Source organism: Bacillus sp. FJAT-28004 (assembly GCF_001280845.1).
Taxonomy (GTDB): Bacteria; Bacillota; Bacilli; order Paenibacillales; family Paenibacillaceae; genus Pristimantibacillus.
The window spans coordinates 1,918,607-1,940,087 of the sequence record NZ_LGHP01000001.1; the positions used below are offsets into that span (position 1 = coordinate 1,918,607).

Here is a 21,481-nt window from a genome sequence, read left to right on the forward strand (position 1 = left end):
AGGATGTTAGGGCCATGCTGTGTGAGTTGTCAATAAGGAATTTAGCGGTAATTGAAGAAGTGAACGTTACATTTCATCATGGATTTCATGTGTTGACAGGAGAAACAGGAGCAGGTAAATCGATACTAATTGATGCGCTAAGCTTGCTGGTCGGCGGTAGAGGCTCCGCAGACATGGTACGGTACGGTTGTGATAAAGCAGAGATGGAAGCTTTATTCGACCTTCCAGGAAATCATCCTGTATGGGTAGTTTTGAATAAGCTCGGTGTGCATGCATCTTGTGAAGAGATGTTAGTCATCAGAAGAGAGCTAACTTCTAATGGAAAGAGCAGCAGTCGCGTTAATGGTCAGCTTGTTACGATGACGATGCTAAGGGAAATTGGCGAATGTCTTGTTAATATTCATGGTCAACATGAGCATCAATCGCTCCTTCGGACAGAGCAGCATTTGGAATGGTTGGATTTATTCGCTGGTGATTTGCTAATTGAACGCAAGCAAATCTATCGGAGCATATTTTCACAGCTGCAGCAGGCAAGGGCATCACTGCGTGAATTAGAAAATTCGACGAGACATAATGTACAAATGCTTGATTTGTATCGTTTTCAAATTGAAGAAATTACGAATGCTCAGCTTAAACCGATGGAAGATGAATTACTTGCAGAGCAACGGCGCAAGCTAATGTATGCAGGGAAGAGAATGGATGCCGTGTCAGAGGCTTATTCGCTATTGTATGGAGGCAAGGGGCTTGATATGGTCAGCAAAGCAGTAGCTAAGCTGATAGATATTCAAACTTACGACGCTGCGAAACTTAATCCGCTTCTTGAACAGCTTCAATCTGCCTTTTATCAAGCAGAGGACGCTGCTTTCCAACTTCGTGATTATCGAGATGGCATTGAGTCTGATCCTGATCAGCTCTCACAGGTTGAAGACAGACTTGATTTAATAAATAGTATGAAGCGCAAATACGGGGAGACAATACCCGATATACTTGCTTATTTAGAGCGGACAATCGTGGATCGCGACAAAATCGAAAATCGTGATCAGCTGCTGGAAGAGTTGAAAGCAGAAGAAATAAAACTTTACGATCAAGCACTGATCTTGGCGCAGGAATTATCTCAGCTACGGGAGCATGCAGCAACAAAGCTATCTGAAGCGATAGAGAATGAGTTAGGACAGCTTCAAATGCCATCAGCTAAGTTCCGCGTGCAAATCGATACGACTGTCGGAGGATCGGGTGAAACGAAGCAGATCCGCTTGCACATTAATGGAATGGACGAGGCTATCTTTATGCTCTCCACCAACCCAGGCGAGCCATTGAAGCAGTTAAGTAAGATTGCTTCAGGAGGAGAGATGTCTCGTATTATGCTTGCTCTAAAGAGTATCTTCGCAGAAATCGATCAAGTTCCAGTGCTCATCTTTGACGAAGTCGACACAGGCGTCAGCGGTAGAGCTGCTCAGGCCATTGCAGAGAAAATGTCACAGCTCGCATCCAAGTGCCAAGTTTTTTCTATTACGCATTTACCTCAGGTAGCTTGCATGGCTGATCATCATTATGAAATACGTAAGCAAGTTATTGGTTTACGTACTTCTACATCTGTATCGGAGCTGCTTGATTCTGTACGTATTGAAGAGCTGGCACGTATGCTCGGTGGTGTAGAGGTAACGGAAAAAACAAGGAATCATGCACAAGAAATGCTTGATTTGGCACATAGACAGAAAGGAGCGTAATGGAAGCCAATTAGGGAATGTTTTTGCGGACATAAAACGACCGGGTGAGGGTAACTTAAAGGTACGCCATTGGCGACTTATCCTTCTTCGTCATGCGATGGAAATACAGGGAGCGTGAAATCATTGAACTCCAGTCAAAGGAAGCGATGGTTTGGCCTGGTTCTCGTTTTCTTCATTTGCATGATCGGAAGCTCCACCCCGTTTCAACATTTTGCCGCAATCCCGAATGAACTTCGTTTATTCTCCGGGCAACTGAAACGTTTACAATATGGAGTGCCCGTTCATGCTGAAGTAACGGTCGACCCTCAAATGCTTCAGATTAACGGATCAACCAGTCATTCTTTATCCGTAAATTTGAACGAACCACTGTCACTGCAGTCAAGTCAAAGCGGTCAAACCAAGATGAAAGTGAAATTATTTGGTAAAATTCCATTCAAGACTGTAAAGGTTAATGTTGTGCCTGATCTACGCGTCATTCCAGGAGGTCAGACGATTGGAGTCAAAGTTAAATCATCCGGCATATTAGTTGTTGGACATCATCAGGTAGCTGGCAGCAACGGCATGAAGCAATCCCCTGGTGAGGCCGCAGGACTGCGCCTAGGCGATTTGATTGTGAAGATTGATGGTACAAGCATTAATCAAGTTAACAGGATTGCGGAGCTAAGTGAGAAGGCTGGCAACAACAAGAAGCCGCTCGAAGTGACCTATAAGCGAGATGGACGATTAGGTAAAACGCTTTTAAATCCAGTATTTGATGCGGAAGATAAGGCTTGGCGGTTAGGGTTATATATTCGAGATTCAGCAGCTGGCGTGGGCACACTAACGTTCTATGCTCCTGATCAAGGTGTATATGGTGCACTAGGTCACGTAATTACGGATATGGACACACAAACACCGATTGATGTCGGTGAGGGTCAGATTTTACAGTCCAGCGTTACGTCCATTAACAAAAGCCAAAATGGCGAGCCGGGAGAAAAAAGAGCGCATTTTGTGAAAGAAAGCAAAATCTTAGGCAATGTAGAGCGAAATACTCCATTTGGCATTTTCGGCAAAATGAATGAAGTTCCTACGCACAGCTATAGTGAAAAATCTGTTCCTGTCGCTTTTGCTGAAGATGTTAAGGAAGGGCCAGCGCAAATTTTGACTGTTGTGAATGGACAGAAGGTTGAGCGCTTTGATATTGAAATCGTACACGTATCGAAGCAATCTGGTCCAGCGACAAAAGGTTTGGTTATCAAGATTACGGACAAACGGTTGTTAAGTAAAACCGGGGGTATCGTTCAAGGTATGTCTGGAAGTCCGATCATTCAAGATGGCAAATTAGTTGGAGCTGTTACTCATGTATTCGTAAATGATCCCTCTTCAGGTTACGGTTGCTTTATCGAATGGATGCTGCAGGATGCAGGAGTATTGTTGAAGTCGGCAAATGGTCATATAGGTGAAGCTGCATAACGAAGGCCATTAGAAAATAACGCTCACTTGAGCTGAAACTTAGCTTAGGCGGGCGTTTTTTTTAATTGAAGCTTCATAACTAAAAACCGCGTGAATGCTTGGAAGAGCAATGAATTTTGTCGAAGAAGAACGAACATAATCGGTACATGTAATAAATTTTTTATTATATCGAATCTCCGTAAAAAAATAAAGAAAAATAATTTTCGACAGAAGGAATTGAACTCCACATGTCGAAAACTTTAGATTAGACAACTAGTGAGCGATATCATGAATATCATTTAAGGGAGGACCACAACTTGCATAAGATCGAAGTATTATTGGCAGATGACAACCGGGAATTTACTAACTTGTTATCGGAATACATATCCGAACAAAGTGATATGAGTGTGAGTGGAGTCGCGTATAATGGAGAAGAGGTTTTGAGACATCTGGAGGAAACAAGAAAAGTTCCTGATGTGCTTATCCTTGATATTATTATGCCTCATTTGGATGGACTAGGTGTTCTTGAACGGTTGAAAGAAATTAACCTATCCCCTATGCCTAAGATCATTATGCTGACTGCTTTCGGCCAAGAAAACATCACTCAAAAAGCGGTACAGCTTGGAGCTTCCTATTATATTTTGAAGCCGTTCGACATGGATATTTTAGCTAATCGTATTCGTCAGCTTGTTGGGAACCCAACTTACTCGTCGACGGGCAGTTTCACAACTAGCTCCTCCTCGATGAAATCCAACGTCGTTCCTATCCCTAAAGGGAAAAACCTGGATGCGAACATTACGAGCATTATTCATGAAATCGGAGTGCCAGCTCACATTAAAGGTTATCAATACCTGCGTGAAGCCATTACGATGGTTTATAACAATATCGAAATTCTTGGAGCCATTACAAAAACCCTTTACCCTGCAATTGCCGAAAAGTTCAAAACAACGCCTTCCCGCGTTGAACGCGCTATCCGTCATGCGATTGAAGTAGCTTGGACACGCGGTAACATCGACAGCATTTCTCACCTGTTCGGCTACACAATCAACATCAGCAAATCGAAGCCTACTAATAGCGAATTCATCGCGATGGTGGCTGATAAGCTGAGGATTGAGCATAAAGTTAGCTAAGAGGGGGACGATTAGCGTATCGGTTAGTGTTGAGAGGTTTTGGAAGGCGTTTACAGCCGGAACAATTATGGCGGTAAATATCCGAACGAGGCGTTTCAAACGTACAAACTTCATGATCATAAATCAACAGACACCGCTTATATATTGGTTGTTTATAACCAAATTATTAGCGGTGTTTTTATGATGTCCTTGATAGTGGTAATATGATTTTTTTATTGACCTATGGAAATTAATGGAATAGACTTATAGTATTCAATCGTGTAAACAAATATAAGAAGGGATGACTGATGGATGATTAAAAAGGGTATATCAAGGGTGATGATACTCGCACTGCTGTTGAACTTTTCTCTATGGGTAAACGTTGGTGCGTTCTCACCTATTGCAGAAGCTGCTGCAACAAGTACGACGTTCAATTGCACTAGCTATGGTGTGACCACCTCGGTACCAGTCGGCACGACACTGCCTGCAGGCTGGATCATTGCGAATAATATCGGCAGCATAATAACTGCCAAGTGCTTGATCGGGGCACCGACAGGCGAAACGACTATCGCTATGCTGGGTTCTGCGATTCCGAGCGGTTGGGTGGTCATCTATCAAACAAGTACTTGGCTTAATCTCAAAAATGCAAACGGAGCAAGTTACGGCGAAACGTACACGGTAGTACCCATCTCGCCGCTCCCAAACGGCTGGGTGACGATAAACAGAACGGACAGTGTCGTGTGGATCAAAAACCTAATTGGGGCACCTACAGGTGCAACGGTCACCATTCTGATTGGTTCACCAATACCGAGTGGCTGGGTAATTATCAATCAAATAGGTTCTACGTATACCATTAAGAAACAGTAAGGAGCAAGAGAAGTATTCGCATCGTAAGATGTGGGTTACAATGATGTAAGCGTTTGCTCTCCATAAGTAGTGCTCTAACCCCTTAAAAGCCCTGATGCGTTAGGCTTCGGCAACATCGACAGTATCAGCCATCTTTTTGACTACATAATCAACATCAGCAAATCGAAGCCTACTAATAGCGAATTTATCGCGATGGAGGTTGATAAGCTGAGGATTGAGCTTAAAGTTAGCTGAACTTAGAAGGGGAAGGGGTTAAGAGGACTAGGTGGTAATACATTTTCAAATCGATTAACTACAATTAGTAATATTATAAATCCACTGCTTTATGGGGTATTCAAAACCCATAAGAGGAGTGGATTTTTTAAAGCGATGCAGTTTAGAATTGATGATAATTGTGAGCATATCCTTATAACACCAAAACGTCTTTTTTTTGAAGTGTTCTTCTCATGGAAAGGGTTTTAGTTTTTTATCAGATAAATACAAAATAAGCACCTCATTTCCATGGAAACAAGGTGCTTATTTATAATCAAGAGAGTAACTTGGGCTCCCAAATCAAAAGTAATCAGAGAAATAAGGACGCTCCTGATTAATCAATTGTTCAAGTATACGGATGGAAGTATCATCAGCCTGCATACGGCCAATGCGCGCCAGATAGGTTGGTCGCTTGTAACCCATTAACATCGTCGTTAAAGCGGGTATGTCTATGACTACAGATGGCGCGACGCCGCCTTGAGCCATATGTCCTTTTCCTTTTGTGTCTACAGTTAATGTAAAGGTTCCTTGATTCCATTCAAGCATGGGATCATGCAGATTGATAACTAGTCGGCATTCCTTTTCCAGACTATGGAATGGATATTGCTCGATGAACAATACGATATCTACAATTCGTGCCATGTAGTAAGGAGCAATGGTTTCCTTAATATCCCCGTCGTCTAATATGAATGCAAGAGGTTCATCCTTATAGATATCCCCTTTTACTAGCGTAATCATTGAGAAATGGGCACTGACAAAGTTCCATAAACCAATCCGCGCTTCTTCGTTAATGTAAATCATTTCTTTCATTTGAAAGATCTCTTCGGCAATCCAATACAGCAAATACCCCATAGGTGAATCGTTGTTGTCATAATAGATAGCAACGGTCATATCATCTAAATCCCAACGTAAATACTCTTCCCAAGCTAGCTCGTTTCGCAGCATGGCACCGTGGTGCAGCAGGGCGAACTGCTCATATATCGTTTTGATGTCAGGATGTTCAGTGGTTACACGCTCGACATGACCAGCCACATTTTTTAATTTTGGCAGCTGGGTGTCAGGCACTTCAAATGAAATTTTATCGGAAATGATCTCCCAGCCTTTGCGCCTGTAGTAGGGGATGGAATAGGGGTATAAGTAAGAGATCGATTGTTTTCTCTCCCGCATTTTGCTCAAGGCAAGCAGCATGAGCTTATTCATTAAGCCCAAATTGGCATATTCGGGATAAGTACCAACACCTGTCAGTCCACCCATCTCATAAATATGTCCGTAGATGTTTACCTGAAAAGGATAAACAGCAAGCTGAGAAATAAGCTTATCTCCATCAAACCACCCTTGTACATCGGCATACTGAAGTACGGGAAGCTTTGCCTGTGCAATCTCTCTGTTTTCCCAGCCAAAGGTTTGTAAATCGCGATTGGTCACTTGAAAAACATAGCGTAATAAATTGTTGAATTGTTCGCCATGCTCGGTTTCGATTTTTTTTATCTTGAGTCTATCTTGCAACTTCCGTCGACTCATAGGTGATGACCTCCATTTATTTAAACATATCCAAGTAATGTATCATCCCTCAGAAGTGCAAACAAATCAGACCTATGGGAATGAAACACAAAATCGTGCGTGCTGCTTCAAGCCGTTTGCTTACGTTTAGTGAATCGTTTTCTATATGCTGAGGATGTCCTACAAACGGTCTAAATAACCGAGTGAAGACATTGATAATTGTTGAGTAGAACAGAACTTCGAGGAATTACAGTTAGCAGTCGAGTAGTGTTTTTTTCGAAAAAAAAAAGGCCATCATGGATGCCTCAGTTGTAAACTACTCTGCGGTTTAAATACACGTTGCTGCCGTATTTCTTGATTAAACCATGTGATTCTGCTTTTATAAAGCTATGAATTTCTTTTAGGCGCTGTGTTTGTGGCTGGATGGTCTCTTTTACTTTTCCATCTACAGTAACATCGAATACAATTTTCATGATTGCACCTCATTTCTTTTGGTTAATTTCATAATAGTGTTGTTGTATGATGAGATAATAAAATGAAATGTGGACAATTGTAATTATTTCTGGAAAGCATCATCGCAATGTAAAATATATCAGAAGAGGTGACAGGATGAGAGCCGTATACGCAGGAAGCTTTGACCCGATTACCCTTGGACATGTGTCCGTTATTGAGAGAGCCTTCCAATTATTTAGCGAGGTTCACATTATAGTAGCCAATAATCGATCGAAAAAGCATCATTTTACAATTGAGCAGCGTACGGAGCTAGTCGTTCTATCCGTTCCGCAGGATGATAAAATCCAAATTATTCCTTATGAAGGCATTGTAGCTGATTATATAAATGAATATGATATTAACGTTGTCATACGGGGAATTAGAAATGCAACGGATTTAGAATACGAGCTGCAGCTTGAGCAATATATTCGTAATACAACGATGGCGGATACCATTTATTTATCTCCTTATACGCATTACATGCAAACGAGCAGCTCACTCGTCAGAATGTTCCTCATGTCCGATAAGACGGAGCTGGCTGCTTCCTATATGGTGCCTAAAGCATATATGAAAATGCTTGATTACGTGGAGTATACATAGTTTTTACAACGCTATACAAACAAAAAAACCGCCAAGCTAGGATCAATATGATCCGAACTTAAGCGGTTTTAATTATTATTGTTTTACACGAATTAACTTTGTGGTTTAGGCGGACGAGGACGCTTCTGCTTGAATCTAGGAGCAACGTAGTTTCGTTTGCGGTCGCGAAAAAAAGTCCAGCCGGCGATAAAGCCTGCACCAGCAGCAAACATGATAAATCCAAGTAAAAATTTCAGCCATTCAAAGTCTGGCGTAATGGTTTCGTTTCCGAATTCGGAGAAGTAGACAAAAACGGAATCTTTCATTTTCAGAAAACCGAAGCAAGCAAGTAAGCCTGGAATAACGAGCATGAGGATGGCAATAAAACGAGCGGCAACTAATTTCATAAATACAGTGTCTCCTTATCGGTCAATATATACAGTTAGCTCTATCATACCTTTTTACGTGTAGAGTGTCTATTTCGTAAAACGACGATGTCATCATCGGTAAAAACAGGTACAATAGGGATGGATGTCATGTTACAATGCGAATGGGCATGCTTAAGAATAATAGTAATAGGCAAAAACAGTATATAGTAATGGTTTATTAGAAGGGAATGATTTTATGGCTATACAGGTAGACGTAGCAGTGCTCGGAGGCGGGCCTGGTGGATATACAGCAGCCATTCGTGCTGCACAACTAGGAAAATCAGTTGCCATTATTGAAATGGACAAGCTTGGCGGTACTTGCTTACATAAAGGATGCATACCGAGTAAATCGCTGCTCCGGAGCGCTGAGGTATATTCAACATTGCTTGAAGCGAGCTCATACGGCATACAAGTGACGGAAGGAGCCATATCGCTCGATTACGATAAAGTACAGGAACGTAAAGATCAAACTGTGGATCAGTTATACCGCGGGCTTCAAAGTCTGATGAAAAAGAATGGAATTCAAATTATTCAAGGCAAGGGCAGAGTAATTGGTCCCTCAATCTTCTCTCCAAAAAGTGGATCGTTAGCAGTTGAGCTGCCTGATGGGGAAATGGAATCGGTTGTATCGACTAATCTCATCATTGCGACGGGCTCTAGGCCTCGTATATTGAATGGTTTGATGCCGGATGGCGAATATATTATGTCAAGCGACGAAGCGCTAGTCATGGACAAATTGCCTAAATCAATGATTATTGTCGGCGGAGGCGTTATCGGAGTAGAATGGGCGTCGCTGCTGCATGATTTTGGCGTTCAGGTCATCCTAGTTGAAGCGGGCTCACGTCTGCTGCCAGGCGAAGATACAGAGGTTTCTGCTGAGCTGACTAGAGTGCTGCGAGGACGCGGTGTACGCGTGTTGACTGGCGTTCAACTGCAAACGGATCAATACAAAGGTGAAAATGGTGAAGTTTCCATAGTGGCAGCTACGCAAGACGGTGATGTATTGTTGACAGCGGATAAGCTGTTGGTCTCAGTAGGACGACAAGCTAACGTGGAAAATATTGGTCTTGAAAATACGGATATTCGCACATCTAACGGCGTGATTGAGGTGAATACGTTCGGTCAGACGAGCGAGCCTCATATTTATGCGATCGGCGATGTTATTGGCGGTGTCCAACTTGCTCATGCTGCTGCACATGAGGGTTTAATGGCAGCTGAGCATATTTGCGGTGAGAAGCCCGTTGCGATTGAAGCGCATTTGATCCCAAGATGTATTTATTCACGACCCGAAATTGCTTCCTATGGTTTGACGGAGGATGGCGCTCGCGCGAAAGGGCATGACATCAAGACTGGGAAAATTCCGTTTCAAGCGATCGGCAAAGCTATCGTGTTAGGGGAGAAGGATGGTTTCGTCAAGGTGATAGCTGATCGGAAGACCAATGATATTGTTGGTGTTCATATGATCGGAGCTCATGCGACTGACCTCATATCCGAAGCAGCACTGGCGGGAATACTTAACGCAACACCGTGGGAGGTCGGCCAAATGATTCATCCTCATCCGACGCTTTCAGAGGCTCTAGGTGAAGCGATGCTAGCGGTGGATGGCAAGGCGATATCGTTCTGATGAAGACTGTTTTCTTTTTGGATCAAATGGAGTTATAATATATATGATCAAGTCTTAGTACCAGGTTATAATAGTGCGATAAAAAGGAGGAACACCTTATGACCCAATCTGCTTCTACTGGGCGAAATGTTCGTCATTTGGAAATAGGGCTTAGCGATGAGCAAGCAATTGATATGTATGCAACGATGGTGACTGCACGCAAGTTTGATGAGCGTATGCTGCTTCTGCAGCGTGCAGGGAAAATTAATTTTCACGTATCTGGTGTTGGCCAAGAGGTGGCGCAGGTTGCCGCGGCTTATGCGCTTAATCGTGAAACGGATTATTTTTTACCGTATTATCGGGACTACGGCTTCGTGCTCTCAGTGGGCATGACGCTGCGTGATCTGTTGTTGTCGGTCTTCGCGAAAGAGGAGGATCCTAATAGCGGAGGTCGCCAGATGCCGGGCCATTTTGGCTCGAAGAAGCTGCGTATCGTGACGGGTTCCAGCCCAGTTACCACGCAGGTTCCACATGCAGTAGGCATAGCGCTTGCGGCGAAAATGAAAAACAATCCTATTGTTAGCTTTGTAACCTTCGGTGAAGGATCGAGCAATCAAGGTGATTTCCATGAGGGCTGTAACTTTGCAGGTGTACATAAGCTGCCGGTTATTTTTATGTGTGAAAACAATCAATATGCAATCTCCGTTCCTGTTCACAAGCAGCTAGCGGGTACGGTTGCAGATCGTGCGCTTGGATATGGCTTCCCGGGGCTTCAGGTTGACGGCAACGATGCGCTTGAAGTGTTCCGCGTCGTGAAGGAAGCTCGTGAGCGAGCAATTGCTGGGGAAGGTCCAACGCTAATTGAAGCGTTAATGTACCGCATTTCACCACATTCCACTTCAGATAACGATCTCGCTTATCGTACGAAGGAAGAGGTTGAACACAATCGTGCGAAAGATGGCATACCTAAATATAAGCAATACCTGATTGATTGCAATATTTGGTCAGAGGAGCTGGAAACTGAGCTTCTAGCCAAAATTCGCAAGCTACTTGACGAGGCTACTGAATATGGCGATAAAGCGCCGTTCCCGACGCCTGAATCTACATTGCTGCATGTATATGCGGATGATGCTGAGCAAGGAGGAAGGGTATAATGGCAGTTATAGAGTATATTGATGCAATTCGCCAAGCGATGAAGGAAGAAATGGAACGAGATGAGGATGTTTTCGTTTTAGGTGAGGATGTGGGCCTCAAAGGCGGCGTGTTCACGACAACGAAGGGATTACAGGAGCAATTCGGTGAGCATCGTGCACTAGATACACCGCTTGCTGAGTCAGCAATTGCAGGTGTTGCAATCGGTGCAGCAATGTATGGCATGAAGCCGATTGCAGAAATGCAATATTCTGATTTTATGTTTCCGGCCACCAATCAAATTATTAGCGAAGCGGCCAAGATACGTTACCGTTCTAATAATGATTGGTCTTGTCCGCTCGTTATACGTGCACCAATTGGCGGCGGTATTTTTGGCGGACTGTACCATTCACAATGTCCAGAATCGGTGTTTTTCGGCACGCCTGGTCTGAAAATAGTTGCCCCATACCGCGCGTACGATGCGAAGGGTTTACTGAAGGCAGCGGTGCGCGATCCAGATCCCGTGCTATATTTTGAAAACAAAAAATGCTACAAACTCATCACGGGTGAAGTTCCAGATGAGGATTACATTGTTCCTATCGGCAAAGCGAATGTACTTCGCGAAGGCGATGACATTACGGTTATCGGTTATAGCCTTCCACTTCATTTTGTTGAGCAGGCAGCTGCTGATCTAGCGACTGAGGGCATTAGCGCACATATTCTAGATTTAAGGACGCTTCAACCGCTTGATAAAGAAGGTATTCTTGAAGCGGTGAGAAAGACGGGTAAGGTACTTATTATCCATGAGGACAATAAGACTGGCGGCGTAGGTGCCGAAGTCTCAGCGATCATCGCAGAAGAGCTGCTTTATGAACTTGATGCTCCGATTATGAGACTTTGCGGACCGGATGTGCCCGCGATGCCAATTAACCCTCCGGGCGAGAAGTTTTTTATGCTCAACAAAGATAAAGTAAAAGAAGCAATGAGACAGCTAGCACTCTATTAGAAGAAATGAAGTATGGGCATTGCTTGAGTACTAAGCTTATATGTCACTGCGAAACGTATGCTGCGCCGCCAGAGGACGGCGGTAGCCGTTTACGCCTCGGCCAGTAGGGAGATGTGAATAATGAAAACTATGACGGAAATCGTCGTGCCTCAACTAGCAGAATCACTCGTGTCGGCTACCATTGATAAATGGCTGAAGCAGCCTGGCGATTGGATTGATGTATATGAGCCTGTCTGCGAGATTATAACAGATAAAGTGAATGCTGAATTGCCTTCCACTGTAGCTGGCAAGCTTGTAAGTATCCTAGTCGAAAAGGGTGAGACTGTACCTGTCGGCACTGCGATCTGCATCATTGAAACAGAAGGTTCAGCTGATGATGCCGGTATCGGGGCTGCGGAATCCCAGCCGATTGCTTCAGGAGAAGCTTCTGCATCACAAGTTAATGAAATTGACTTGCAAGACGCTCCAATGCGTAATCGTTTCTCACCAGCTGTACAGCAGCTGGCAGTTGAACATGCTATTCGTCTAACCGATGTTCCAGGAACCGGTTTAGGCGGACGTATCACACGTAAAGACGTTCTCGCTTTTGTAGCGGCTGGTGGTGGTAAAGGCAATCAAACTTCAAGCGGCAATACAGCTGTGCCAGCAGCTCGCACAGTTGATGCAGCTGCACAGGTTCGCTCCTCGGGACTTCATTTGACAGAAACGCCAAGGTTCCCAAAAATCGAAGTGGAAGGTGCGTCCGGAGCTGGTCGTGGTGATAGCTTCATTGACGTAACGCCGATTCGGAATACGATTGCTCGCAATATGAGACAGAGCGTAAGTGAAATTCCACATGCTTGGACAATGATTGAAGTAGATGTTACGAATCTCGTACTTCTTCGCAATAAGCTTAAGGATGACTTCATGAAGCGCGAAGGCATTAATTTGACGTATTTGGCTTTCTTGCTCAAAGCCGTCGTAAATGCAATCAAAGATGTGCCAATCATGAATTCCATGTGGGCTGTTGATAAAATTATTGTGAAGCGGGATATTAACATCGCACTAGCAGTTGGTACTGAGGATTCTGTGCTAACACCTGTTATCAAAAATGCTGACCACAAAAATGTTGCCGGTCTTGCAAAGGAAATTGAAGAGCTAGCCCGAAAAACAAGAGAAGGTAAGCTGACACTGTCTGATATGCAGGGCGGTACTTTTACCGTTAATAATACAGGTTCATTTGGTTCGATTTTGTCCTATCCGATTATTAACTACCCGCAGGCTGCGATCTTAACGTTTGAATCGATCGTGAAACGTCCCGTCGTCATCAATGACATGATTGCTGTTCGTTCAATGGCAAATTTATGTTTATCACTTGATCATCGGATTTTGGATGGTGTTATTTGTGGACGATTCTTACAGCGCGTAAAGGATAACTTGGAGAGCTTTAATCTAGAAAGCAAATTGTATTAGAAAAGGGGAGCACGATCATGGCTGAAGCGGATAACGCAAAAAGCTTGAGACGGCTGGATGCCCATTATATAGGCATGCTCGATTACGCGGAAGCGTGGGAGCTGCAAAAAACATATATAAAGCAAATAGATCAGGAGGAGCGCAAGCAGTCGCTGCTCCTTCTTCAGCATCCGCCTACGTATACGATGGGTTCTGACAAACATCCTGAGCATCTTCTTCTTGATGAAGCTCAGCTGAAGGAAAGAGGCATTTCTTTTTATCAAATTGATCGTGGCGGGGATATTACTTATCATGGACCTGGCCAGCTGGTGGGTTACCCGATTCTTTATTTGGATGCAGTGGGTCTTAATTTGCATGCGTATTTGCGTAGCTTGGAGCAAGTCATTATTAATTGGCTCAGCGAGCATGGTATAGAAGCGGGTAGAAAGCCGGAATATACAGGAGTATGGGTCGGTGATCTGAAAATAGCGGCAATAGGCGTGAAATTTAATAAAGCCCGCCATCAGCGGGGCTTTATTACGAGTCATGGATTTGCACTCAATATTAAATCTGGAATTGCCGAAGAAGGGTTTCGCGGAATTATTCCATGTGGAATCGAGCAATTCGGCGTAACATCCTTTAATGATTTAACAGGTCTTGAATTATCGGTTGAAGAAGCGGCGAACCAATTGCTCCCTCATTTTGTGAAAGAATTCAAATATGAAGTAGATCTAGTAAAGAAATAGTGATCCTAGACCAGCTAGCAAGGATGACAAAACTAATGCCGATACGAGAACGATGGCAACAATTCGAATCAATCGCTGTCTGCGCATATGAAAAACCCCTTTCTTGATTTGGAACGTCATAGCATGCTATGAGCTTGTCATTTACTCTATTGTATACGAAAGTAATGGACGGAGGAAACGTTAATGATTGCAAAAGATCGTTTAGTGAACGAATTTATGGAATTAGTGAAGATTGATAGTGAAACAAAACACGAGCAGGAAATAAGCCGTGTACTTAAGCAAAAGTTCGAAGCACTTGGCTTGCAAATTAGCGAAGATGATGCAGCAGCCAAGACGGGGCATGGTGCAGGCAATCTGTTTGCCATATGGGAAGCAGAGGGAACAGCAGCATCGGTACCTACGATTTTTTTTACATGCCATATGGACACAGTTACACCTGGTGTTGGCATCAAGCCACAGCTTGACGAGGATGGCTACATAAGAAGCGATGGAACAACGATTCTCGGCGCTGATGATAAAGCAGGTATTTCTGCAATATTCGAAGCAATCCGTGTCGTTCAGGAGCAATCCATTCCGCATGGTCGCATTCAATTTGTCATCACTGTCGGAGAAGAATCAGGTCTTCTTGGTGCACGTTCACTTGATGCATCGAAGCTGGAGGCTAAGTTTGGCTATGCACTTGATTCAAATGGTGCAGTTGGTGATATAGCGGTGGCAGCGCCAACTCAGGCGAAGGTCACGATCAAAATGTATGGCCGTTCAGCTCATGCTGGCGTTAATCCTGAGGATGGCATCAGTGCCATTCAAGTTGCAGCAAAGGCAATCGCGAGAATGCCACTTGGGCGTATAGATAAAGAAACAACTGCGAATATCGGTCGATTCGAGGGCGGTGGCGCTACAAATATTGTCTGTGATTTTGTTACGCTATATGCTGAAGCGAGAAGTATTGTACAGCATAAGCTGGACAATCAGATTGATGCGATGCGTAAAGCGGTTGAGAGCGCTGCAGAAGAGTTTGGAGCACGGGGAGAGCTGGAGAGTGAAGTGATTTACCCAGCGTATCAGTATGATGATGCAGATCCGGTGGTACAGCTCGCGAAAAAAGCAATCATTGCGATCGGCCGCACGCCGCGTACGTTCCATTCCGGCGGGGGAAGCGATGCAAATATTTTTAACGGCTTAGGCATACCTACTGTCAATCTCGCAGTTGGCTATGAGCATATTCATACAACTAAAGAGCAGATCAAGGTTGAAGATTTGGTTAAAACGACTGAGCTTGTCGTAGAAATTATTAAACAAGCGTCCGAAGCACAGTAGTACACCGTAACATGACAGAAAGCCCTTCAATCCTGCGGTTCAGCTTTGGCTGGTCGCGGAGGGAGGGTTTTTGTCTACTTGCGTGATATGGTGTGCTTAATTCGTTTTTTCCAAAGGAATACGGCGTACGCTGATGACATTTGTATATTCGGACATAGGTGTTCTTGATAGGGATGAAGCAGAAAGCTTTCGCAGCTGATGCCGTATTTCCCAGCCTTTTCCTACTAAACGCAAGTGATTGAGTGCAACATATTGTTTCATATTAATCTCCCCCTGCCGATTTGATATAATGATAGTTATGCAGAGTCAGGACAAGTTATGCGAAAGAAGCAAATTCAATTTAAGGGGCGATTACGAGTGGAAGAGCAACAAAGAGCTGAACTATGGCGCGAGGAAACGATTAAGACAGAGCCTATTTTTGAAGGTAAAATGATAACGTTGCAGGTAGATACAGTCACGCTTGCAGATGGCAGAACCGCGACAAGAGAGATCGTCAAACACCCGGGAGCTGCTGCAGTTATGGCTCTTTTGGATGGAAAGCTGCTTGTCGTGGAGCAATTCCGCAAGCCGTTGGAAAAATTCCAAATCGAAATTCCTGCAGGCAAGCTTGATCCAGGAGAAGATCCGATGACAGCAGCAGCCCGTGAGCTAGAAGAAGAGACGGGGTATCGCTCAAACGACTTGACACTCCTTAGCGCTTTCTATACTTCACCAGGTTTTGCGGATGAGAAGCTATATATATATTTCACAGATAAAGTGGAGCAGGGTGTCATAAACCCTGATGACGATGAAGACTTGAAGGTTGAAGCGATCACTCTTGAACAAGCTGAAGCCTATATTCAAGAAGGCCGCATCAGCGACGCCAAAACGATTCTAGCTGTCTACGCATGGAAACTATACAACTTGACAGGTCGGTTCTAACCGACCTTGTCTTCCCACAACATACCCGTCATACCTCTCTATAACTCCTCATATAATAAAAAGTAAGACAACCCTTATCCTTTTCTTGATTTAGGTTATGAATCAGTAATTGATGTGTTTAAACTCGACCCTAACGGACATAAGAGGCGCTAATTGCGAGAATTAAGGTGCAAACGAACACCTAACGGACACAGAAGCCGTTATATAGGTGAAATGGAGCCTAAACGTAACTTTTGAACCTAATAAGGGCTTCTATGTCCGTTAGTGCTGCAAAAGTGTGGAATCAAGAAAAATAAGATCCCTAGTGTCCATTAACTTCATCGGAATAGACATTTGGTAGCGATAGTTATCTTCATTGGAGTATTGAAATAAAACAAAACATGGATTTCTTTCTTCAAAAATATTCATTTTTTTCACGCTCTGCTTTTTGTTTTTACTGAACTTAAACAAAAGAAAGACCACAAACTTCCAGCGTGTCCCAAAGGGACGAAAGCGCTCCAAAGAAAACTTAGCATCCCGCGCCAGATTTTCTCCAACGTTAGTCGAGTTGCGGGTGTCCAGAGGGTGCAACCCTTGGGGCCCTCCCTTGGAAGGGAGGGTTTGGGAGGGTTCGAAAAGTACTTGGGAGACAGAAGATTTAGATAAAAGATGAGCCTTTGAAAGTTTGTTTGAATGTATGGTACTAGCCATTAAAGTCTGGAAGAAGCCAATCAAAATTGAAATGAGCAACAGCCAACGAGAAGCTTCCAGCGTGTCCCAAAGGGACGAAAGCGCTCCAAAGTAAACCTAGCATCCCGAGCCAGATTTTCTCCAACGTTAGTCGAGTTGCGGGTGTCCAGAGGGTGCAACCCTTGGGGCCCTCCCTTGGAAGGGAGGGTTTGGGTGGGTTCGAAAAGCCCTTGGGGTAGGGTAAGTTTCTAATGATACTGTTATTACAAATCTTTACAAAAAAATGTTTACAGATTTTCATAAAAGCTTTTAAAGGTTCAGTATTAAGCCTTCAAAGGTTAAGATTTAAGCATTCAAAGGTTTAGCACTAAGCCTTTAAAGGTTTGGTGTAAAGCCTATTAAACGAAGAAAAAGCCTATGTAGGTTTGGTAGAAGCCCTAAATTTAGGGCGGGGTCAAACAACTCCGAAAGGTCCGGTGACCATGGCCAAAAATCAATTGTCGTTATACGTTTTTGTGTCCGTATTATTTATTGTGGGTGTCATTTTTGGCGCTTTGATGGTGAATGCACTTACGCTGGAGCAGCAGCAGGATCTAGCTCTAGATGTAGATCAATATGTTCAAATGATCAACCAGGGGATTGGTTCTGGAGCTGCGGATTCGTTTTGGGATCGATTTTTTTTCCATAGCAAGTGGCTTCTTGTGTTGTGGTTGCTTGGGATTACGGTTATAGGCATACCGGGAGTGCTCGCTCTTAATTTTTTGAAGGGAGCATTAGTTGGATTTTCTGTTGGAACGCTCATCAATCAATATGCATGGAAAGGAGTGTTGTTTTCACTGGTGTCCATCGCACCTCAGAACATCATTGCAGTTCCAGCGATGGTTATTATGAGCGCAGCTGCGATCTCATTTTCCATGTTCGTTATCAAAAATAGGCTCCTCCGGCAAAAAGGGGAACTTGCGCCTGAGCTAGGCTCGTTTACATCCACAGCTGTGCTGATGTTGTTAGTTTTTGCAGGTGCAGCATTATTTGAAGCTTATATTTCACCTGCAATGATCAGCTGGGTTTCGCCACTTCTTGCGTCCGTTAGCGCCACAATCTGACACCAAAATGTTTGACTTTACGGCATGTTAGCCCCTATAATGAGAGGAAACCTTTCCTGAAAAAGGCGCAGTCATGTGGTAGGGGGGAAATCATGGAAGCCCGGATTGATAAGATTAAACAACAGTTGCAGTCGCAGGGCTACAAATTAACCCCGCAGCGCGAAGCAACGGTACGAGTTTTACTTGAAAATGAAGATGACCATCTTAGCGCTGAAGATGTATTTATGCTAGTTAAGGATAAAGCCCCAGAAATCGGACTTGCAACGGTTTATCGGACATTGGAATTGCTTAGTGAAATGCATGTTGTCGAAAAATTGAATTTTGGCGACGGGGTAGCGCGGTACGATCTTCGTACGGACAGCAATAAGCATCATCACCATCACCTTATATGTGTACAATGTGGAACTATGGATGAGATCAAGGAAGACTGGCTATTGCCTTTAGAAGAAAGGCTTGAGCAGGAGTATGGATTTTTTGTAGTCGATCATCGCCTTGACTTTCAAGGGATCTGCCATCGATGCAAAGAAAAGAACGATAATGCAAACCCAAATGAAAATCAATCATAAACGGCTTGGCTGCCCAGCATAACTGGACGGCAAGCCGTTTTGGCATTCTATTAAGCTTCAAAAATATGATCAAGCTGCATTAAACCTGCTCCTTGTGCGATCGTACTATAATCATTCAGCTTGAGCGCATGTTTTCGCAGCATTGTTTTTACTGAATTGGGGCGGAGTCCAGGTTTCTCAGCTAGAAGCAAAGCTGCTCCGCCTGCAACATGAGGAGAGGCCATGCTTGTGCCAGAGAGCTTCTCATATTTGTTGCCTAGCCAAGTGGACGTAATATTTTCACCAGGTGCTGAAACGCCGATACCGCTGCCTCTGCTGCTAAAACTAGCAATTTTATTCGCCCGTGTTGTAGCAGCAACCGCAATCGTTTCATTAAATGAAGCCGGCACGTCAATTTTTTGGCTTGTACTTCCTTCATTTCCAGCAGAAGCAACGATGACAATACCTTGCTTCGCTGCACGTTTTATCGCGTTGTGCAACGTATCACTGTTTTCTGATCCGAGGATGCCAAAGCTCATGTTAATGACATGCATGCGGTTTTTGACGCACCAATTGATTCCCTCGATAATATCCGAAACAAATCCTTCTCCGTCCTTATTCAGTGCTTTAACCGCATATAAATTCACTTCAGGCGCGGTACCTATGAGATTACCTGCTTTCCCTACTGCTGCTACGATTCCAGCTACATGGGTCCCATGACCATTATCGTCAGCGTATGAGCCTCTATTGATCGTATTGATCCCACCTGCTATTTGCAAATCGGGGTGGCTCGCGATCCCGGTGTCGAGGATTGCAACATTAATGGATTTACCTCGTGTTGTAGCCCAAGCGTCTGGTGCTTTTACAAGGTTAATATTCCATGGCACAAGGGCGGGTATAGTAGCTGGTGTGAGCAAAGGCATTGAATAGCTGCACTTTCGTGGTTTACTAACGGGAAGACCGTGAGCACGGATTCTATAGTCTTTTTCAACAAGCTTAATTTGCGGAAGACTTAGTAATGACTGTAAAGAAGAGTTTTTATGAAAATGACAACCGATTATTCGGCTTTTTGAGACGGTTTTGAACGGTGTAATCCCTAATTGTTTAAGATGCCGAAGACAGCGTTTATAGGATTTAGCTGATTGGAGTGTTATTAGCTTGCGGTGGGTGTTTCGGGATGATTTGCAAGAAATACAGCTTTTATAAATACCTTTAAGTTTTGACAATGACCTAGAACCCCCTAATCAAGCAATTCCTTTCTCAGTCTATGGGATAGCTTGCTTTTTGGTATGGGTACTTGTCATTCGCGCACATATTTTTCGAAATATAACAAAGTATAGAAATGAAGTTTATGTTCTACATATATTTCACTGTGAAGATCACGAAAAGGACGATCATTCCATCTAGAACTCTCATACAACATAGAAAGCGATTATTTAAGCATTTCAATCACAAAAGCTTTAGAGGAGGAAATGGGTATGATTGTAGGAGTACCGAAAGAAATTAAACAAAGCGAGTATCGCGTTGCTTTAACGCCCGCAGGCGTTACGATGCTGTCTGCAGCTGGTCATCAAGTACTTGTAGAAACAGGGGCGGGCAGTGGCAGCGGTTTTGAAGACAACGATTATGAGCGTGAAGGAGCAGAGCTCGTTGCAACAGCAGCAGAAGTATGGTCGCGCGCGGAAATGATCATGAAAGTGAAAGAGCCTCTTTCCGAGGAGTTTGGTTATTTTCGCGAAGGTTTATTGCTGTTTACGTACTTGCATTTGGCAGCGGCACCTGAATTGACGAAAGCGCTCGTTGATAGTGGTGTTACTGGCATTGCTTATGAGACGATACAACTTGCAAACGGCAGTCTGCCGCTGCTTACTCCGATGAGTGAAGTGGCTGGAAGAATGTCAGTGCAGGTAGGCGCACAGTTTTTAGAAGCATTTAACGGAGGAAGAGGCGTCCTGCTCGGCGGGGTTCCCGGTGTTCCACCTGCGGAGGTTGTAATCATTGGCGGTGGAATTGTAGGCACGAATGCGGCCAAAATTGCTCTAGGTATGGGTGCCAATGTAGTTATTTTAGAGAAAAGTGCGGACCGCATGAGATATTTGGATGATATTTTTGGCGGCAGAGTTCATACGCTGATGTCAAGTCCCTACCATATTGCTGAAGCTGTCGCAAAAGCAGATTTGCTCATTGGGGCAGTTCTCATTCCAGGTGCACGGGCACCTCATCTGGTGACAGAGCAAATGGTACAAAGTATGAAAAAAGGAGCCGTTATCGTGGATGTTGCAGTCGATCAAGGCGGATCGATTGCAACCGTAGATCGACCGACAACCCATAAGGACCCAATCTATGTGAAGCATGGTGTCGTTCATTACGCAGTTGCCAATATCCCAGGAGCAGTGCCGCGGACTTCAACACTCGCTTTAACAAACGTAACGATCTCGTATGCGCTTGATTTGGCGAATAATGGCTTGAAGGCTGTTCGTGATAGCTTGCCGTTGCAAAAAGGCGTAAACACTCATGCCGGCAAGGTAACCTATAAACCGGTTGCAACAGCGACTAACCAGCCTTATGTACCTTTAGAAAATTGGTTGAACAGCGTTCCTTATGAGCATTTGCTGGATGAATGA

22 protein-coding genes and 1 pseudogene are annotated in these 21,481 nt (G+C 44.0%); 16 read left to right on the top strand and 7 right to left on the bottom strand.

All coding sequences use genetic code 11. The annotated features are described in order from the left end of the window. Positions 1–14 precede the first annotated feature (14 nt). From recN to AC787_RS33705, 5 genes and pseudogenes are all read left to right on the top strand, one after another. Positions 15–1,727: a DNA repair protein RecN gene (gene recN / locus AC787_RS08030; RefSeq protein ID WP_054024299.1), complete on the top strand. Its 1,713-nt coding sequence runs from the start codon at positions 15–17 to the stop codon at positions 1,725–1,727. 123 nt (positions 1,728–1,850) lie between these two features. Further along, positions 1,851–3,179, top strand: a complete 1,329-nt coding sequence (spoIVB, locus tag AC787_RS08035; protein WP_054024300.1) for a SpoIVB peptidase — start codon at positions 1,851–1,853, stop codon at positions 3,177–3,179. A gap of 296 nt (positions 3,180–3,475) precedes the next feature. Continuing rightward, entirely contained in the window at positions 3,476–4,288 is an 813-nt protein-coding gene (gene spo0A / locus AC787_RS08040) for a sporulation transcription factor Spo0A (RefSeq protein ID WP_054024301.1), read from the top strand. 291 nt (positions 4,289–4,579) lie between these two features. Continuing rightward, positions 4,580–5,134, top strand: a complete 555-nt coding sequence (locus AC787_RS08045; RefSeq protein ID WP_054024302.1) for a hypothetical protein — start codon at positions 4,580–4,582, stop codon at positions 5,132–5,134. A 108-nt stretch (positions 5,135–5,242) separates the two neighbouring features. Then, a pseudogene (locus tag AC787_RS33705) lies at positions 5,243–5,368 on the top strand (sporulation initiation factor Spo0A C-terminal domain-containing protein); the annotation flags it as partial. 318 nt (positions 5,369–5,686) lie between these two features. Here AC787_RS33705 and eis read toward each other — a convergent pair. Then, positions 5,687–6,907 (bottom strand): enhanced intracellular survival protein Eis, encoded by a 1,221-nt coding sequence (gene eis, locus AC787_RS08050; RefSeq protein ID WP_054024303.1) that lies wholly within the window; start codon positions 6,905–6,907, stop codon positions 5,687–5,689. Between the two features lie 284 nt (positions 6,908–7,191). Beyond that, positions 7,192–7,359 carry a mechanosensitive ion channel protein MscL gene (locus AC787_RS33710; RefSeq protein WP_144376707.1) on the bottom strand — a complete coding sequence of 56 codons (168 nt, stop codon included), beginning with the start codon at positions 7,357–7,359 and terminating at the stop codon, positions 7,192–7,194. A gap of 136 nt (positions 7,360–7,495) precedes the next feature. Between AC787_RS33710 and coaD the strand changes: the two genes are divergently transcribed. Continuing rightward, on the top strand, positions 7,496–7,978 hold the full coding sequence (gene coaD, locus AC787_RS08055; RefSeq protein ID WP_054024304.1) for a pantetheine-phosphate adenylyltransferase: 483 nt from the start codon (positions 7,496–7,498) through the stop codon (positions 7,976–7,978). Positions 7,979–8,070: 92 nt separating this feature from the next. Here coaD and AC787_RS08060 read toward each other — a convergent pair whose 3' ends face one another. Continuing rightward, positions 8,071–8,364 carry a DUF2627 domain-containing protein gene (locus AC787_RS08060; protein WP_054024305.1) on the bottom strand — a complete coding sequence of 98 codons (294 nt, stop codon included), beginning with the start codon at positions 8,362–8,364 and terminating at the stop codon, positions 8,071–8,073. Between the two features lie 217 nt (positions 8,365–8,581). Between AC787_RS08060 and lpdA the strand changes: the two genes are divergently transcribed. From lpdA to lipB, 5 genes are all read left to right on the top strand, one after another. Then, entirely contained in the window at positions 8,582–10,009 is a 1,428-nt protein-coding gene (gene lpdA / locus AC787_RS08065; protein ID WP_054024306.1) for a dihydrolipoyl dehydrogenase, read from the top strand. 98 nt (positions 10,010–10,107) lie between these two features. Next, positions 10,108–11,142, top strand: a complete 1,035-nt coding sequence (locus AC787_RS08070; protein ID WP_054024307.1) for a thiamine pyrophosphate-dependent dehydrogenase E1 component subunit alpha — start codon at positions 10,108–10,110, stop codon at positions 11,140–11,142. Beyond that, positions 11,142–12,125: an alpha-ketoacid dehydrogenase subunit beta gene (locus AC787_RS08075; RefSeq protein WP_054024308.1), complete on the top strand. Its 984-nt coding sequence runs from the start codon at positions 11,142–11,144 to the stop codon at positions 12,123–12,125. Before AC787_RS08070 ends, AC787_RS08075 begins: the two co-directional genes overlap by 1 nt. A gap of 120 nt (positions 12,126–12,245) precedes the next feature. Further along, positions 12,246–13,577: a dihydrolipoamide acetyltransferase family protein gene (locus AC787_RS08080; RefSeq protein ID WP_054024309.1), complete on the top strand. Its 1,332-nt coding sequence runs from the start codon at positions 12,246–12,248 to the stop codon at positions 13,575–13,577. Between the two features lie 17 nt (positions 13,578–13,594). Next, positions 13,595–14,302: a lipoyl(octanoyl) transferase LipB gene (lipB, locus tag AC787_RS08085; protein WP_054024310.1), complete on the top strand. Its 708-nt coding sequence runs from the start codon at positions 13,595–13,597 to the stop codon at positions 14,300–14,302. Here lipB and prli42 read toward each other — a convergent pair. Continuing rightward, positions 14,288–14,389, bottom strand: a complete 102-nt coding sequence (gene prli42 / locus AC787_RS33715) for a stressosome-associated protein Prli42 (protein ID WP_161807522.1) — start codon at positions 14,387–14,389, stop codon at positions 14,288–14,290. The genes lipB and prli42 overlap by 15 nt on opposite strands. A gap of 96 nt (positions 14,390–14,485) precedes the next feature. Between prli42 and AC787_RS08090 the strand changes: the two genes are divergently transcribed. Continuing rightward, entirely contained in the window at positions 14,486–15,619 is a 1,134-nt protein-coding gene (locus tag AC787_RS08090; RefSeq protein WP_054024311.1) for a M20/M25/M40 family metallo-hydrolase, read from the top strand. A 96-nt stretch (positions 15,620–15,715) separates the two neighbouring features. Here AC787_RS08090 and mciZ read toward each other — a convergent pair whose 3' ends face one another. After that, a complete protein-coding gene (gene mciZ, locus AC787_RS33115; RefSeq protein ID WP_082360673.1) occupies positions 15,716–15,880 on the bottom strand; it encodes a Z-ring formation inhibitor MciZ in 165 nt (54 codons plus the stop codon). A gap of 168 nt (positions 15,881–16,048) precedes the next feature. On the opposite strand from mciZ, the gene AC787_RS08095 reads away from it, so the two are divergent. Next, entirely contained in the window at positions 16,049–16,540 is a 492-nt protein-coding gene (locus tag AC787_RS08095) for an NUDIX hydrolase (RefSeq protein ID WP_235561056.1), read from the top strand. A gap of 261 nt (positions 16,541–16,801) precedes the next feature. Here AC787_RS08095 and AC787_RS08100 read toward each other — a convergent pair whose 3' ends face one another. After that, positions 16,802–17,110, bottom strand: a complete 309-nt coding sequence (locus AC787_RS08100) for a hypothetical protein (protein WP_054024313.1) — start codon at positions 17,108–17,110, stop codon at positions 16,802–16,804. A gap of 581 nt (positions 17,111–17,691) precedes the next feature. On the opposite strand from AC787_RS08100, the gene spoIIM reads away from it, so the two are divergent. Together spoIIM and AC787_RS08110 are read left to right on the top strand one after the other, a co-directional pair. Beyond that, positions 17,692–18,312 carry a stage II sporulation protein M gene (gene spoIIM / locus AC787_RS08105; protein ID WP_054024314.1) on the top strand — a complete coding sequence of 207 codons (621 nt, stop codon included), beginning with the start codon at positions 17,692–17,694 and terminating at the stop codon, positions 18,310–18,312. 92 nt (positions 18,313–18,404) lie between these two features. Next, complete coding sequence (locus tag AC787_RS08110; RefSeq protein ID WP_054024315.1) at positions 18,405–18,878, top strand: Fur family transcriptional regulator; 474 nt, start codon at positions 18,405–18,407, stop codon at positions 18,876–18,878. A 50-nt stretch (positions 18,879–18,928) separates the two neighbouring features. Here AC787_RS08110 and AC787_RS08115 read toward each other — a convergent pair whose 3' ends face one another. Then, the gene (locus AC787_RS08115; protein WP_054024316.1) at positions 18,929–19,780 is read right to left on the bottom strand and encodes a S8 family peptidase; all 852 of its coding nucleotides are present in this window, start codon (positions 19,778–19,780) and stop codon (positions 18,929–18,931) included. Between the two features lie 555 nt (positions 19,781–20,335). Between AC787_RS08115 and ald the strand changes: the two genes are divergently transcribed. Further along, positions 20,336–21,481 carry an alanine dehydrogenase gene (ald, locus tag AC787_RS08120; protein ID WP_054024317.1) on the top strand — a complete coding sequence of 382 codons (1,146 nt, stop codon included), beginning with the start codon at positions 20,336–20,338 and terminating at the stop codon, positions 21,479–21,481.

What these genes read in the sequence shown, in the direction of transcription:
- recN (WP_054024299.1), top strand. Translation starts at nt 15, where the DNA reads ATGCTGTGTGAGTTGTCAATAAGGAATTTAGCGGTAATTGAAGAAGTG.
- AC787_RS08045 (WP_054024302.1), top strand. Translation starts at nt 4,580, where the DNA reads ATGATTAAAAAGGGTATATCAAGGGTGATGATACTCGCACTGCTGTTG.
- eis (WP_054024303.1), bottom strand. Translation starts at nt 6,907, where the DNA reads ATGAGTCGACGGAAGTTGCAAGATAGACTCAAGATAAAAAAAATCGAA.
- AC787_RS33710 (WP_144376707.1), bottom strand. Translation starts at nt 7,359, where the DNA reads ATGAAAATTGTATTCGATGTTACTGTAGATGGAAAAGTAAAAGAGACC.
- coaD (WP_054024304.1), top strand. Translation starts at nt 7,496, where the DNA reads ATGAGAGCCGTATACGCAGGAAGCTTTGACCCGATTACCCTTGGACAT.
- AC787_RS08060 (WP_054024305.1), bottom strand. Translation starts at nt 8,364, where the DNA reads ATGAAATTAGTTGCCGCTCGTTTTATTGCCATCCTCATGCTCGTTATT.
- lpdA (WP_054024306.1), top strand. Translation starts at nt 8,582, where the DNA reads ATGGCTATACAGGTAGACGTAGCAGTGCTCGGAGGCGGGCCTGGTGGA.
- AC787_RS08070 (WP_054024307.1), top strand. Translation starts at nt 10,108, where the DNA reads ATGACCCAATCTGCTTCTACTGGGCGAAATGTTCGTCATTTGGAAATA.
- AC787_RS08075 (WP_054024308.1), top strand. Translation starts at nt 11,142, where the DNA reads ATGGCAGTTATAGAGTATATTGATGCAATTCGCCAAGCGATGAAGGAA.
- AC787_RS08080 (WP_054024309.1), top strand. Translation starts at nt 12,246, where the DNA reads ATGAAAACTATGACGGAAATCGTCGTGCCTCAACTAGCAGAATCACTC.
- lipB (WP_054024310.1), top strand. Translation starts at nt 13,595, where the DNA reads ATGGCTGAAGCGGATAACGCAAAAAGCTTGAGACGGCTGGATGCCCAT.
- prli42 (WP_161807522.1), bottom strand. Translation starts at nt 14,389, where the DNA reads ATGCGCAGACAGCGATTGATTCGAATTGTTGCCATCGTTCTCGTATCG.
- AC787_RS08090 (WP_054024311.1), top strand. Translation starts at nt 14,486, where the DNA reads ATGATTGCAAAAGATCGTTTAGTGAACGAATTTATGGAATTAGTGAAG.
- mciZ (WP_082360673.1), bottom strand. Translation starts at nt 15,880, where the DNA reads ATGAAACAATATGTTGCACTCAATCACTTGCGTTTAGTAGGAAAAGGC.
- AC787_RS08095 (WP_235561056.1), top strand. Translation starts at nt 16,049, where the DNA reads ATGATAACGTTGCAGGTAGATACAGTCACGCTTGCAGATGGCAGAACC.
- spoIIM (WP_054024314.1), top strand. Translation starts at nt 17,692, where the DNA reads ATGGCCAAAAATCAATTGTCGTTATACGTTTTTGTGTCCGTATTATTT.
- AC787_RS08110 (WP_054024315.1), top strand. Translation starts at nt 18,405, where the DNA reads ATGGAAGCCCGGATTGATAAGATTAAACAACAGTTGCAGTCGCAGGGC.
- AC787_RS08115 (WP_054024316.1), bottom strand. Translation starts at nt 19,780, where the DNA reads ATGCCTTTGCTCACACCAGCTACTATACCCGCCCTTGTGCCATGGAAT.
- ald (WP_054024317.1), top strand. Translation starts at nt 20,336, where the DNA reads ATGATTGTAGGAGTACCGAAAGAAATTAAACAAAGCGAGTATCGCGTT.